The organism is Clostridioides sp. ZZV14-6387, from assembly GCF_020657835.1.
In the GTDB taxonomy this organism is placed as follows: Bacteria; Bacillota; Clostridia; order Peptostreptococcales; family Peptostreptococcaceae; genus Clostridioides; species Clostridioides difficile_A.
The window spans coordinates 25,771-39,047 of record NZ_JAGWCW010000025.1; the positions used below are offsets into that span (position 1 = coordinate 25,771).

Here is a 13,277-nt window from a genome sequence, read left to right on the forward strand (position 1 = left end):
AATTAAAGGGAGATAAAAAATGGCAGATAAAGATGGAATAATACTACCAAAAGATTACGGAGTAGGTATAAAGCCTCCAGAACAAAGCTTTTATTTAAAAGGAATGGATAATGTGGATTGGGGAATGAAAAATAGATTGTCAAAAATATTCAATCCTAAAACAGGAAAATCACTTATGTTAGCCTTTGACCATGGGTATATCATGGGTCCTACTCAAGGGTTAGAGAGATTAGACCTTTCAATACCTGACCTTATAGAAGATGCAGATTGTCTTATGGCTACAAGAGGAGCTTTGAGAACATGTATAAGTCCAATTCAGGATAAGGCTATAGCACTTAGATGTTCAGCAGGAAGTTCAGTTCTTAGAGAAGATATGAGTAGGGAAGTAATTGGAGTTGATATAGAAGATGCTATAAGAATGAATGCATCTTGTCTAGCTATACAGACATTTATGGGTGCTGAAGGCGAATGTAAAGCTATAGAAAATTTAGTTAAAACAATAGATATGGGAAATAGATATTCTATACCTGTTTTGGGTGTTGTTGCAGTAGGTAAAGAAATGGAAAGAACAGCAAAATATTTCTTATTAGCTACTAGAATGCTAGCTGAGTTTGGAGCAAGTATAGTAAAGAGTTATTATTGTGAAGATTTTGAGAAAATAACAGCTGCTTGTCCAGTACCTATAGTTATAGCAGGAGGAAAAAAAGTCCCAGAAAAAGAAGCATTAGAGATGGCTTATAGAGCTATAAACGAAGGTGCAGCAGGTGTTGATATGGGAAGAAATGTATTCCAATCAGAAAGTCCAAAAGCAATGATAAAAGCAATAAAAGCTATTGTTCACGAGAACAATACACCAGAACAAGCATATAAGTTATTTGAAGAATTAAAGAAGGAGTATAAGTAATATATACTAAGTTAAGTATATAAATATCAATATAATACATAAATTTCAATATATTGGAGGTAAATTTATGGAATTTGTACATATAGGTGTTATAACAGACAAACCACAAGAACATGAGGAATTTAATGAAGAATTAAAGGTTTATATAACAGACCCAAAATATACAGAGTTTAAATATGAATACTTGAGATTTGTTGAAGGAAGTCCACTTCCAGAAATAATGCAAAAGAATCCTCATGTTGCATATAAAGTAAAAAATATGGATAAATACTTGAGTGAGAATGAAGTAATTGTAGAACCTTTTAATGTAGGAGATAACTTGAAATGTGCATTTATAATTAATGGTGGTTTTATAATTGAATTAATGCAAGAATGTTGATATTTAAGCTAAAAAGTCTAGGATTTTTCTAGCCTTTTTTTATTATTAATACAACTTGACAAAATTTATTTAATGATATAATTTTAATTTATAATCAACTTTGAAAGGATGAAAATATGACTATTGATAATGAAATGTTGAAATTGGTAGAAGTATCAAAAATGTATTATGAAGAAAATAAAACTCAAGCAGAAATTGCAAAAATCTTAGGTGTATCAAGACCCTTAGTAAGTAAGATGTTAAATAGAGCAAAAGAGATTGGAATAGTAAAAATAGAAATTAGAGAATTGTTTTCTAGTAATGATTTATTGATGAATCAAATAAAAGATATTTTTAGTATTAAAGGCGGGTTAATAGTTCCTGAAGCTAAAACTGAATATATAACTCAACAGACTATACTAAATCATGGAATAAAGTATATAAAAGAAGAATTAAATAAGGTCAGTAATGTAGGAATAGGGTGGGGTTATATTATAGGTAATATAATGGAAGAAATGCAAAAGAGTGATGATAATTGTATTTTTAAAGGAGAGGTATATCCATTAGTTGGGATGGCAAATATACCAAACAAAGGATATCATCCTAATGAGTTAATATCTGTATTTTCAAATAGTACAGGATTTAGTCCTGTATTTTTATATGCGCCTGCATTCCCAACTAGTAGTGAAGAAAGAGATATATATTTGAAAACTGAAAATTATCAAAGTATGGAGAAAAAATGGGATAATATTGACACAATAATTTTATCCATAGATAATTACCCACAGGTACCAGACCAAGCTACTGCAATTAGATTTGGGAAAAAGCTTACAAAAGAGAAGGCAGTAGGTTCATTTTTATCTTATTATTTTAATAAGTATGGGGAAATAATTAAAAGTGATAATGACTATGTTATACAAATACCTCTTGAAAAATTAAAAAAAGCAAAAAAGGTTATAGCCATATGTTCAGATTCTAGTGTAAGTGCAATAACAGGTGCATTGAAGACTGGATACATAACACACATAATAACTGATGAGAAAAAAGCGACACAAATAATTATAAACAAATAATAAATTACATAAAATTAAATTTATTTACAAGAAAATCTTATAAAATATGTTATAATTAATAGAAAATTGTCATATAATTACTTAAAGAGTACTATTGTAAATAACATTGAGAGGTAGTGGTTAGGATATGGATACCCATAATAAATATGTAAATTTTATAAAAAATATACCTGTTCCTTTTTTATATTGTAAAGTTATAAAGGAACAAGAAAATATAGAATATCGAGTAGAATATATAAGTAAAGGTATGGGGAAAATATTAAAATTAGAAGAAGGACTTTGTGACGAAAATATATTAGATTTATTACCTGTATTTAAAGCCAAGAAATATTTTAATGAGTTATTTTCAGATAATGTAAACTGTGTAAAAAGATATATACCAACACTTAAAAATTGGATAAACATAAAAAAACAAATAATAGGAGAATCACATATAATTTTGTATTTTTGCAAGATTGTATTTGATTACAGACAAGTAATCGATTCTTTTAATAAAAAAGAAAAAATAGCCTATATAAAAGATGAAGAAGGCATATACATAGATTGTAGCGAAAATTTAGTTCCAATATTAAATAATAATATTAAAACAACAAAAGATATATTTGGGAAGAATGATGTAGAAGTATGGGGAGAAAGCACCGGAAAATTATTTAGGAATGATTATATAGAAGGTGTATCGAGTAAAAAAAGATTTTTACAAAATCTATTTGAATACAAAGAAACATTCTTCATGGTTGAAAAATATTTTTTGTATGATGAAGATGAACTTTTGGGAACTATAGGAATAATAGATAATATAATATATAGTGGAAATAGTAACAAAAACTATAATTCAAAAAACTTAATGAAGATGATTGAACATTCAATTCCAGAGAATATGTTTTATAAAGATGTGTATGGAAATTACATTGGATTTAATTCAGGTTTTTTAAATTTAGCTTGTATGAATAAAGAAGAATTATTAGGAAAGAATAGTTATAAAATATCAACAGAAGAATCCTTAATAGATACAATACTTAAAAGTGATAAAGATGTAGTTGAAAATAAAAAAGTGGTTACATTTGAATCAAATATAAGTATGAATAATGAAAATAAGTGCATTGAGATTACAAAAAGACCATTTTTTGATAGTTATGGAAGTGTTATTGGAATAATTGGAACAGCAAGAGATATAAGCAGAAGAAAAAAATTAGAAGAAGAAATGGATAAAAACAAAATGGAGTTCTTTGCAAATTTGTCTCATGAACTTAGAACCCCCATAAATTTAATCTCGTCTTCATTACAATTAATAGAAAGAAAAGAAGCAGATTTAATAGAATCAAATGATACTTTAAAAAGAAATCTAGGTATGATAAAACAGAATGGAAATAGAATATTAAGATTGGTTAATAATTTTATAGACTTTACAAAAATGCAGTCAGGATATTTAGATTTCAAACCAGAAGAATCCGATATAATTTCATTTATAGAGGATATATGTATGTCTGTAGCTGATTTCGCAAGTCAAAATAACATACAACTTACATTTGATACAGAAATAGAAGAATTTACTATGTTATTTGATTCAGAAAAATTGGAAAGAATAATATTAAATTTGCTTTCTAATGGAATTAAGTATAATAAAGAAAATGGAGAGATAAATATATTTCTATGTGTGAAAGATGATATGTTTAAAATGAAAATATCTGACAGTGGAATAGGTATACCAAAAGAAAAAATAGATAAGATATTTAATAGATTTGAACAAATTGATAATGAACTTTCTTATAGGGTTAAAGGAAGTGGAATTGGCCTTTCATTAGTGAAATCTTTAGTTGAATTACATGATGGAAGTATATGTTTAAAGAGTCAACTTGGGATTGGAAGTGAATTTATTGTTTCATTGCCAATTAGAAGAGAAAATAATACTGAAAAATGCAATTATAAAAGAGAAGTTAGCGATGAACTAAGTAAAAAATTAGAAATAGAATTTTCGGATTTATAATTTAAGTGTAAATAGATAAAATTTTAAAAAACTATTGACAATTGTTTTAGAAGGGTTTAAAATAAATTACAACATAATAAATAAAAAGCGATGAATAGGAAGAGTAAATCTAATTCGATTGCCAGAGAGAAGAGTCCATCGGCTGAAAGACTTTTTAAATTAGAGAGATTGAAAACTACCTAGGAGCTACTTTCTGAAGTTATCTATATTAATAGATTTTAGTAAGAATAGTCGTTAACTGCGTTAAAGTGTAAAGTGAGTTTTCATAATATATGAAAATTAAGTTAGGTGGAACCGCGGGAATAATACTCTCGTCCTTATGTTATAAGGATGGGAGTTTTTTGTTATTTAAAAATATAAATAGTAATTATAATAATCATAAAAAATATAAAAGCGATGAATAGGAAGAGTAGATTTAGTTCGACTATCAGAGAGGAAAGTTCAAAGGCTGAAAGACTTTCTAAGTTTGAAAAATTGAAAACTACCTAGGAGCTGTGGTCTGAAGTTACCTTGAAAGGTTTTAGTAAGATTAACCGTTAACTGCGTTAAAGTATAAAGTGGATTTTATCAATAAATGATGAAATCAAATTGGGTGGAACCGCGAGCATAGACTCGTCCCTTTATCTAGGGATGAGTCTATTTTTATTGCAATAAAAGATTAAAAATAAAAAAAAATCGGAAAATTATAAATTTTAGGAGGATAATAAAATGGAGAATAAAGTGAAAATTGGAGTACTAGGATATGGAACTGTAGGAAGTGGACTTATAGATATAATAGATAATAATAAAGAAAAAAGAAATATAGAAATAGTTGGAATTTTAGTTAACAATCTAGAAAAACATAAAGGTAAAAAATACTCTAATATAATAACTAATAATATAGATGATATATTTGAAAAAGATATAGATATACTTGTAGAAGTTATGGGTGGTTTAGAACCAACATTATCTTATATTAAAAAAGCTTTAAATAATAAAATTCATGTTGTTACAGCAAATAAAGATTTGCTAGCTGAATGTGGAGATGAGCTTGCAAAATTAGCAAGTGAAAATAAGGTAAGTATAAAATTTGAAGCTTCAGTTGCTGGAGGGATACCAGTATTAAAACCAATAATAGAGTCATTAGAAGGAAATAACATAGATAGTATAAATGCTATTTTAAATGGAACTACTAACTTTATATTATCTAAAATGTATGACGAGAATTTATCTTATGATATGGCGTTAAAGCAAGCTCAGGAATTAGGTTTTGCTGAAGCCAATCCAGAGTCAGATGTATTAGGATATGATGCTGCTAGAAAACTATCAATATTATCAACTCTAGCTTATGATAATAGAGTGTATTGGAAAGATGTATATTTAGAGGGAATTACAGATATAGATGAAAAAGATATTGAATATGCAAAAAAATTAAATTGTAAGATAAAATTAATTGGTCAAAGTAAGTATGAAAATGATAAAGTAAGTGCTTTTGTTAGACCTGTCCTAGTAGAAAAAGATAATATACTTGCTAGAATAGACAATGAATTTAATGCTGTTATAGTAAATGGCGATTCAGTAGGAGAAGTTTCTTTTGTAGGTAAGGGAGCTGGAAGTCTAGCAACAGGAAGTGCAGTTTATTCAGATGTGATTGATATAATAGATAATAGAGTTTCAAGTATAGATTCTTTTACTAAAGATAAAATACAGGTTAATAAGATAGTTAGAGAAAAATGTGGAGCACTTCTTAGATTTAAAAAATGTAATAAAGATGAAATATTGAATATAGTTGAGAATTGCTTAGTAAATTATGATGTTTTAAATGATGATGATGAGCTTGCTATTATGGTTTATGCTGATTCTGAGTATGAAATAAATAACAGTTTATGTCTAATAAAAGATAAGGGATATTGCGAAAAAATGAATAAAATGTTGAAAATAAGTTAAAAAAGGGAAAAAATAAGTTTATATGTAACATATTTTGATAATTTTAATACTATATACTATGAGATAAAACAAAACATCTCATAAAAAATTAAAATTAAAAGGAGAGATATGTTATATGGAAAATAAAAAATATGCAAATGGTGGTTATCCAGAAGATTGGTATGAAAGAGGAGAAGCTACAGCTAAATGGTTCCAAAATGATGGAGAAGAATATGAAAGAGCAGCGTACGATGAAGATAGAGAAAGAAGAGGTTCAAACTGTGGATGTTCAAATCAAGAAGAAAATAGACCTAGAAACTGTGAAAGATTTAGAAGAGAAGCTGAAATAAGAGAAAGAGAAGCTAGAGAAGCATTCTGCGAATCTGCAGAAAGAAAAAAAGAAGCATTAGCATATGAATGTGAAGCTAGAAAATTATGGGAAAAAGCAGAAAAATACTGGGATGAATATTCTGAGTTCAATTATAGAGGAATAGAATATTTAGCAGAAGCTGCTAGATTATTTGATAAAGGTATGGAATGTGAAGCTAGAAGAAATGGAAATAATGGTGGAAACAACAATTGTTGCCATAAATGCCATAAACCTAACTGTAACTGTGGTAGAAAATAAAAGAATTTCATTGACAAATCAATAGTTAAAATATATCATATTATGTATAATAAAGAGAAAATTCAGAAAAAAATTAATGATTAGAAGAAATATAAGTATAGTTATTAGACAAATAGTGCTCAGTTAGTGAGGTGAGTACAATATGATTAGACTCCTATCCTCTAGCTTTTAATAGAGGGTGGGAGTTTTTATTTATTGATGTATCTTAAATGAGAATAATATTGTAAAACTAGGAGGTAAAAAATGAAAAGCATCAAAACATCAAGCACAAAAGAAAAGGTAGATGAAAAGGTTTTAAGAGAGCAAGTAAGTTCTATAATAGAAGATATAAGAAGAAATAAGGATGTTGCACTTAGAAAATACAATGATAAGTTTGATAAAAATACAAGATATGAATTTAGAATTACTAAAGAAGAGATAAAAGAAGCTTATAAACATGTAGATAATGAATTTATAAATAATCTGAAGATTGCTGCTGAAAATATAAGAGAATTTGCTAAAGCTCAAAAATCAAGTTTTGAAAATTCTTTTGAAAAAGAAATTTATCCAGGTGTAATCTTAGGTCAAACTAATATTCCAATAGAATCATGCCTTGCATATGTTCCAGGTGGGCAATATCCATTATTTTCAACAGCACTTATGCTTATAATACCTGCAAAAGTTGCAGGTGTAAAAAGAATAGTAGCATGTTCGCCAACTATGAAAAATACTGAAGATATAAATCCTAAAACGTTGGTAGCTATGGACATAGCAGGGGCTGATGAAATATATGCAACTGGAGGTGTCCAAGCTATAGCAGCATTTACATATGGTACAGAAAAGATTAATCCAGTTGACATAATTGTAGGACCAGGAAATAAATTTGTAACTGAAGCTAAAAGACAGTGTTATGGTCAAGTGGGAATTGATTTTGTAGCTGGTCCAAGTGAAGTTCTTATAATAGCTGATGAAACTTCAAATCCAGTTTATATTGCAGCTGATTTATTAGCACAATGTGAGCATGATTTAAATGCAAGAGGTATATTATTGACAAATAGCTTAGAAATAGCAAATGAAGTTGAGAAAAATATAAAAATTATGTTAGAAGATTTGCCAACAAAAGATATAGCATCTAGTTCATGGGAGAATAATGGAGAGATAATTTTAGTTGATGATATTGAGGAAGCTATTAAAATAAGTAATTTTTATGCACCAGAACATTTAGAAGTTGCAGTAGAGAAGTATGATGAGATTTGTGATAAATTAATTAACTATGGTTCTCTATTTATTGGAAATCTTTCTGCAGAAGTATTTGGTGACTATGTTTCAGGTACAAATCATACATTACCAACACTTAAAGCATCAAGATACACAGGTGGTGTTTGGGTTGGTACATTTATAAAAACTTGTACAAAGCAGATATTGAATGAAAAGGCTATAAAAGCGTTAGCTCCTGTTGCAGAAAAGTTAGCAAAAGAAGAGGGACTGTATGCTCATGCAAAGGCAGCTGAAGTTAGGTTTAAAAAATAGATTTTAAAAGACTTGTTTTTAAATCAGCTATTTCAATAGAAACGTCATTTCATAATAATTTTAGATTATATTGAAATGGCTTTTTTATTGAAAATTTATTGACAAATTTGTATTGAAGATATTATACTAAACTTAATAAATAAAGTTTATAAAGTAAGGTGTTGTTTATGAAAAATATAGTTGGAAAGCCACAAACGATAAAAAAAGTAAATGAAGATTTAATAAAAAACATTATAAAAAATGAAGGTCCTATAACGAAGCCAGAAATTTCAAGTATTACTGAATTGAGTTTAGCTACAGTTAATAAAATTGTAGAACAATTAGCCTTAAAAAATGAGGTCAAAGTAAGTGGATTAAGTGAGTCTACTGGAGGAAGAAGAGCACAATTATTTGAAATAAATGCAAATTTGGAACACATAATAGCTTTATATTATTATAGAAATAGCTGTATAGGAGTAGTTGCAAATTTATTAGGGGATATAACTTATCAAGAGGAATTTGACATAAGAATGGATACCTATGAAAACGTTAACCAAGATACTTTTTTTGTTATAGATACTTTAATAGAAAAGGTAAGAGAAAACAGTATAAGAGCTATTGGGATTGGAGTTCCAGGAGTTGTAAAAAATGGTGTGGTTAAGAATATACCAACTATAAAAAGTTGGGAAGGTATAAACCTAGAGACTTTAATAAAGAGTAAATACAATACTAAAGTATTTATAGAAAATGATACAAATATTACTACTATTGGAATTTACCAAAAACAGTATAAAGATGAATATAAAAATATGGCTCTTATGTATTTAGAAGATGGTATTGGTTCAGGGATAGTTATAAATGGCGAGTTATATTTAGGTTCCACAAATTTTGCTGGAGAATTAAGTTATTTAAATATGGAGTTTAATAAGTATAATTATGAAAACTTAAATATTGAAGATTATATTTTAAGTTTAAGAAAAAGATATTTGGAGAGCAAGGATAATAATTTTAAAAAAGAAGTCTTATCAATAATATCAAATTTTGTAAGAACTCTTGTATGTGTCTTAAATCCACAAGCTATGATTATACAATGCAGTATATTAACTGAGGCTGATATGGAATTTATAGAGAAAGATGTAAGTAAGAGTGTGGGAGAAGAAAATTTCCCTAAATTAATAAAAGTAGAGTCACTGAGAGAAGGAAGTATAAATGGAGTAATTAGTATGTGTTTAAAAGAAACTGACTATCAATATTCCTTGTCTAATAAAAAAGGAGGATATTAATGTGAGATATTTGATTTCAATAGATGGAGGAGGAACAAAGACAAAATTTTGTGTAAGTGATTTAGATGGAAACATACTTAAAGAGTACACTACTGGTTCAACTAATTACAAGTCAGTTGGAATACAAAAAACATATGAAAATATTAATAATGGGTTTGAGAAAATATTAAAAGATTTGCATATTAATTATGATGATATTGAGTACACTGTATTTGGGATATCAGGATGTGATTCTCCTAATGATTATAAAATTATAATGGATGAAATATTAAAAATTGGACTTAATAAAGAAAAAATGTATCTAGTAAATGATGCAGTGTTAGCCTTTTATGCACAAACTGATACTCCTGGTTTAGTAATTGTAGCTGGGACAGGTTCGATTGTATTAGGAATTAGAGAAGATGGAGAAATATATAGAGTTGGTGGATGGGGATATAATTTTAGTGATTTGGGCTCTGGATATGATATAGGAAGAAAATTATTAAAGAAGGTCTTACTTTATTGTGATGAGTGTCATGAGTATAGTGATTTATTTAATTGTGTCTTATATTTCTTTAATGCAGATAGCTTTGAAAAACTTACATATATGATTACTGAAATAAATAACAATGTTGAAATAGCAAATTTAGCTTCATTAGTGATTGATTGCGCTGAACAAGGAGATAAATTAGCTATTGAAATATTAAGAGAGTCATCAATTGAATTATCTAAATTAGCTCAAGTAATATTAAGTAAAATCTATAATTCAATGAAAAAGGATAAAAATGAAATAAATATAGTCTTGTCTGGTGGAACATTAAACAGAACTATATATGCTCAAATGTTAATGAATAATTTAAAAGCAGAAAACATAGATAAAAAATTAAACTTTATACTTCAAGAAAATCAGCCTGTATATGGAGGTATAAGACTTGCTATGGCATTAGCTGATAGGAGGGTCAAACATGGATAGAAAAAAAGTGATAGTACAAATTTTTACAGGTGGATTTAAAAATAAAGAAATAAAATTTAATGATATAAAATGTAAGCTATTAGAATTGATGGAATATATTGATATAGAAAAGGTTATCATGGGTTGGAATGTAGATAAAGAGTTATATATAAAAACTAAAAAATTGTTAAATAAATATAGTGTTGAATTATATCTTTGGTTACCATGCTTTTCGGAAATAGGATTGCTTGAAAAAAGTAATTTACTAATTGATTATACTGGAAAAGAAGTTAAGGGATATACTTTACAAGAAGATGAGAACTTTGAATTTTATTGTCCAAATAATAAGGAAAATATAGAAAATGTAAAGAAAATATATAGTACTTATTTTAGTGAAATTGAATTTGATGGAATTTTTCTAGATAAGATAAGGTATGCTTCTTTTTCGAATAAGTTAAATGGTGTTTTTAATTGTTTTTGTAAAGATTGTTTAAATATATATGAAAAAAATAATATAGATAAAAAGTCATTAATAATAGAAATGAATAATGTATCTAACAAAGTGATAAGTAATAAAGATACTCCATTTGGCATAACAGAATACATTAATGGAAAATACAAATTTAAAAATAAAATATGGGAAAATTTTTTCGAAATAAAAAATCAAAGTATATACAATGCATTAGTAGATATAAGTAGTTATTTTAAAGATAAAGGATTGAAAATAGGCATAGATACTTTTTCTCCCTTTATTTCTTACTTTACAGGTCAAGATTTAGAAAGGCTACAAGAGGTAGCTGATTTTATAAAACCGATGATGTATAGAATTACAAAAGCTCCAGCAGGTTTACCATTTGAATTTGAAAAACTTATTGATGAATCTGTACAGGAAAATAAAGAGATTGTAAAACAAAAATTCTTAGATATTTTAGGGATTACAGAGTATGAAGGGGATGTATATCCCATAAAATTTGTACTAGAAGAAATAAATTTTATGACAAAAAATCTTACTAAAGATATATATGTAGGCATTGAAATTAATAAAAAAGAAATTATAGCTCCTGTTACACCTAAATATATAAGTGAAAATATTTTAAATATAAATAAGACAGCAGTAAAAGGATATGTTTTATCTTGGGACTTGTTATCAGCACCAAAAGAAAATATTGATGAAATTATAAAATGGTTTAGGAATTAGTGGGGTGATATAGTGAGTAAGATATTGGAAATGCAACAAATATTTAAAAGTTTTGGAAAAGTAGATGTTTTAAATGGTATAGATTTCGAATTAGAAAAGGGAGAAGTAAGAGCTCTTTTGGGAGCTAATGGTGCAGGAAAATCTACACTTATTAAAATTTTAGGAGGAGTTCATGCTCAAACTAAAGGTAAAGTAATCCTAAAGGGTAAAGAAATTATGTTTAAAAATCCACATCATTCTAAAGAAAATGGTATTAGTATAATTTATCAAGAATTAAGTTTAATACCAACACTTACAGTTATAGAAAACGTTTTTCTTGGTAGAGAAACTTTAAAGGGAATTGTGTTTTTAAATAAGAAAGATATGCTAGAAGAATATATGAAGATTTGTGAAGATTTTGATTTTAATATAGACCCACATATAGTAGTGTCCAATTTGAGCATAGCAAATCAACAAATGGTTGAGATAATGAAAGCAGTTTCATGTAATTCTGAAATTATCATAATGGATGAGCCAACAACATCACTTACTAATAATGAAAAAGAAGGATTGTTTAAAATAATAAACAGATTAAAATCTAAAGGTAAAACTATAGTTTATATTTCTCATATATTAGAGGAAGTGTTTAAGGTATGTGATAGTACAAGTATAATGAAAAATGGAGTTATGATTGGAACTTATGATGTAAAAGATTTAAATAAATTAAAAATAACTCAACTTATGACAGGTGATGATAATCACAAACTTATTGAGAAAAAGGATTATACATTTGCAAAGTATGAAGAACCCCCAGTACTAGAAGTTGAGAATATAAGTTGGTCTAATAAAATAAAAGATGTTTCATTTAAAGTTTATAGAGGTGAAGTTGTAGGTCTTGCAGGTCTTGTAGGTTCAAGAAGAACTGAAATAATAAATTTGATATTTGGGATAGAGAATAAAGATAGTGGAGATATATTTATTAATGGTAAAAAAGTAGATATAACATCTCCTAAAATTGCTATAAAGAATAAAATAGGATTGATTCCTGAAGATAGAAAAAATCTGGGGTTAATTTTAGAGCAGGCTATATATACTAATTCAGCATCAGTACAAATTGATAAATTTAAGAAACTATTGTTTATAGATAGAAATAGAGAAATTGAATTTTCTAAAAAAGGAGTTAAAGAACTAGGAATAAAAATTAGTGATGTAAAACAAGAGGTAAAGGAACTTAGTGGTGGAAACCAACAAAAAGTAGTAGTTTCTAAATGGCTAGACAAAGATTTAGATTTAATAATATATGATGAACCGACAAAAGGAATAGATATTGCTGCGAAAGAAGATATTTTTAATACAATAAAGGAATTTTCAAGTAAAGGAATAGGAGTAATATTTATATCTTCTGATTTAGAAGAAGTAATAAGAGTAAGTGATAGAATTTTAGTAACTAGAGAAGGTTCTATTGTAGATGATTTAAAAAAAGAAAATATAAAGGTTCAAGACATAATGAACAGTATATTTAATGTATAAAAAATGAAAATGGAGG

At 27.3% G+C, this 13,277-nt stretch carries 11 protein-coding genes and 2 other annotated features; all 11 genes read left to right on the forward strand.

The genetic code is table 11. From position 1 onward, the window contains the following. Positions 1–19 precede the first annotated feature (19 nt). Positions 20–904, forward strand: a complete 885-nt coding sequence (gene lsrF, locus KGF38_RS14870) for a 3-hydroxy-5-phosphonooxypentane-2,4-dione thiolase (protein WP_054270064.1) — start codon at positions 20–22, stop codon at positions 902–904. 67 nt (positions 905–971) lie between these two features. Next, on the forward strand, positions 972–1,283 hold the full coding sequence (locus tag KGF38_RS14875; RefSeq protein ID WP_054270065.1) for a hypothetical protein: 312 nt from the start codon (positions 972–974) through the stop codon (positions 1,281–1,283). A 116-nt stretch (positions 1,284–1,399) separates the two neighbouring features. Further along, positions 1,400–2,335 (forward strand): sugar-binding transcriptional regulator, encoded by a 936-nt coding sequence (locus tag KGF38_RS14880; protein WP_074179027.1) that lies wholly within the window; start codon positions 1,400–1,402, stop codon positions 2,333–2,335. Between the two features lie 127 nt (positions 2,336–2,462). Further along, positions 2,463–4,319 carry a PAS domain-containing sensor histidine kinase gene (locus KGF38_RS14885; RefSeq protein ID WP_074179028.1) on the forward strand — a complete coding sequence of 619 codons (1,857 nt, stop codon included), beginning with the start codon at positions 2,463–2,465 and terminating at the stop codon, positions 4,317–4,319. Between the two features lie 81 nt (positions 4,320–4,400). After that, positions 4,401–4,641 (forward strand) — a binding site (T-box leader). Between the two features lie 65 nt (positions 4,642–4,706). Continuing rightward, positions 4,707–4,942 (forward strand) — a binding site (T-box leader). Between the two features lie 85 nt (positions 4,943–5,027). Then, positions 5,028–6,245 (forward strand): homoserine dehydrogenase, encoded by a 1,218-nt coding sequence (locus KGF38_RS14890; RefSeq protein ID WP_054270068.1) that lies wholly within the window; start codon positions 5,028–5,030, stop codon positions 6,243–6,245. A gap of 115 nt (positions 6,246–6,360) precedes the next feature. Then, positions 6,361–6,852 (forward strand): exosporium morphogenetic protein CdeM, encoded by a 492-nt coding sequence (cdeM, locus tag KGF38_RS14895; RefSeq protein WP_054270069.1) that lies wholly within the window; start codon positions 6,361–6,363, stop codon positions 6,850–6,852. A 243-nt stretch (positions 6,853–7,095) separates the two neighbouring features. Further along, positions 7,096–8,361: a histidinol dehydrogenase gene (gene hisD, locus KGF38_RS14900; protein WP_054270070.1), complete on the forward strand. Its 1,266-nt coding sequence runs from the start codon at positions 7,096–7,098 to the stop codon at positions 8,359–8,361. Between the two features lie 167 nt (positions 8,362–8,528). Further along, positions 8,529–9,623, forward strand: a complete 1,095-nt coding sequence (locus KGF38_RS14905) for an ROK family protein (protein WP_074179029.1) — start codon at positions 8,529–8,531, stop codon at positions 9,621–9,623. Between the two features lies 1 nt (position 9,624). Next, the gene (locus KGF38_RS14910) at positions 9,625–10,575 is read left to right on the forward strand and encodes an N-acetylglucosamine kinase (RefSeq protein WP_054270072.1); all 951 of its coding nucleotides are present in this window, start codon (positions 9,625–9,627) and stop codon (positions 10,573–10,575) included. After that, positions 10,568–11,752, forward strand: a complete 1,185-nt coding sequence (locus KGF38_RS14915) for a hypothetical protein (protein WP_074179030.1) — start codon at positions 10,568–10,570, stop codon at positions 11,750–11,752. Before KGF38_RS14910 ends, KGF38_RS14915 begins: the two co-directional genes overlap by 8 nt. 12 nt (positions 11,753–11,764) lie before the next feature. Beyond that, positions 11,765–13,261: a sugar ABC transporter ATP-binding protein gene (locus KGF38_RS14920; protein WP_074179031.1), complete on the forward strand. Its 1,497-nt coding sequence runs from the start codon at positions 11,765–11,767 to the stop codon at positions 13,259–13,261. The last annotated feature ends 16 nt before the right edge of the window (positions 13,262–13,277 follow it).

Coding starts and splice junctions, on each gene's coding strand:
- lsrF (WP_054270064.1), top strand. CDS start 20: ATGGCAGATAAAGATGGAATAATACTACCAAAAGATTACGGAGTAGGT.
- KGF38_RS14875 (WP_054270065.1), top strand. CDS start 972: ATGGAATTTGTACATATAGGTGTTATAACAGACAAACCACAAGAACAT.
- KGF38_RS14880 (WP_074179027.1), top strand. CDS start 1,400: ATGACTATTGATAATGAAATGTTGAAATTGGTAGAAGTATCAAAAATG.
- KGF38_RS14885 (WP_074179028.1), top strand. CDS start 2,463: ATGGATACCCATAATAAATATGTAAATTTTATAAAAAATATACCTGTT.
- KGF38_RS14890 (WP_054270068.1), top strand. CDS start 5,028: ATGGAGAATAAAGTGAAAATTGGAGTACTAGGATATGGAACTGTAGGA.
- cdeM (WP_054270069.1), top strand. CDS start 6,361: ATGGAAAATAAAAAATATGCAAATGGTGGTTATCCAGAAGATTGGTAT.
- hisD (WP_054270070.1), top strand. CDS start 7,096: ATGAAAAGCATCAAAACATCAAGCACAAAAGAAAAGGTAGATGAAAAG.
- KGF38_RS14905 (WP_074179029.1), top strand. CDS start 8,529: ATGAAAAATATAGTTGGAAAGCCACAAACGATAAAAAAAGTAAATGAA.
- KGF38_RS14915 (WP_074179030.1), top strand. CDS start 10,568: ATGGATAGAAAAAAAGTGATAGTACAAATTTTTACAGGTGGATTTAAA.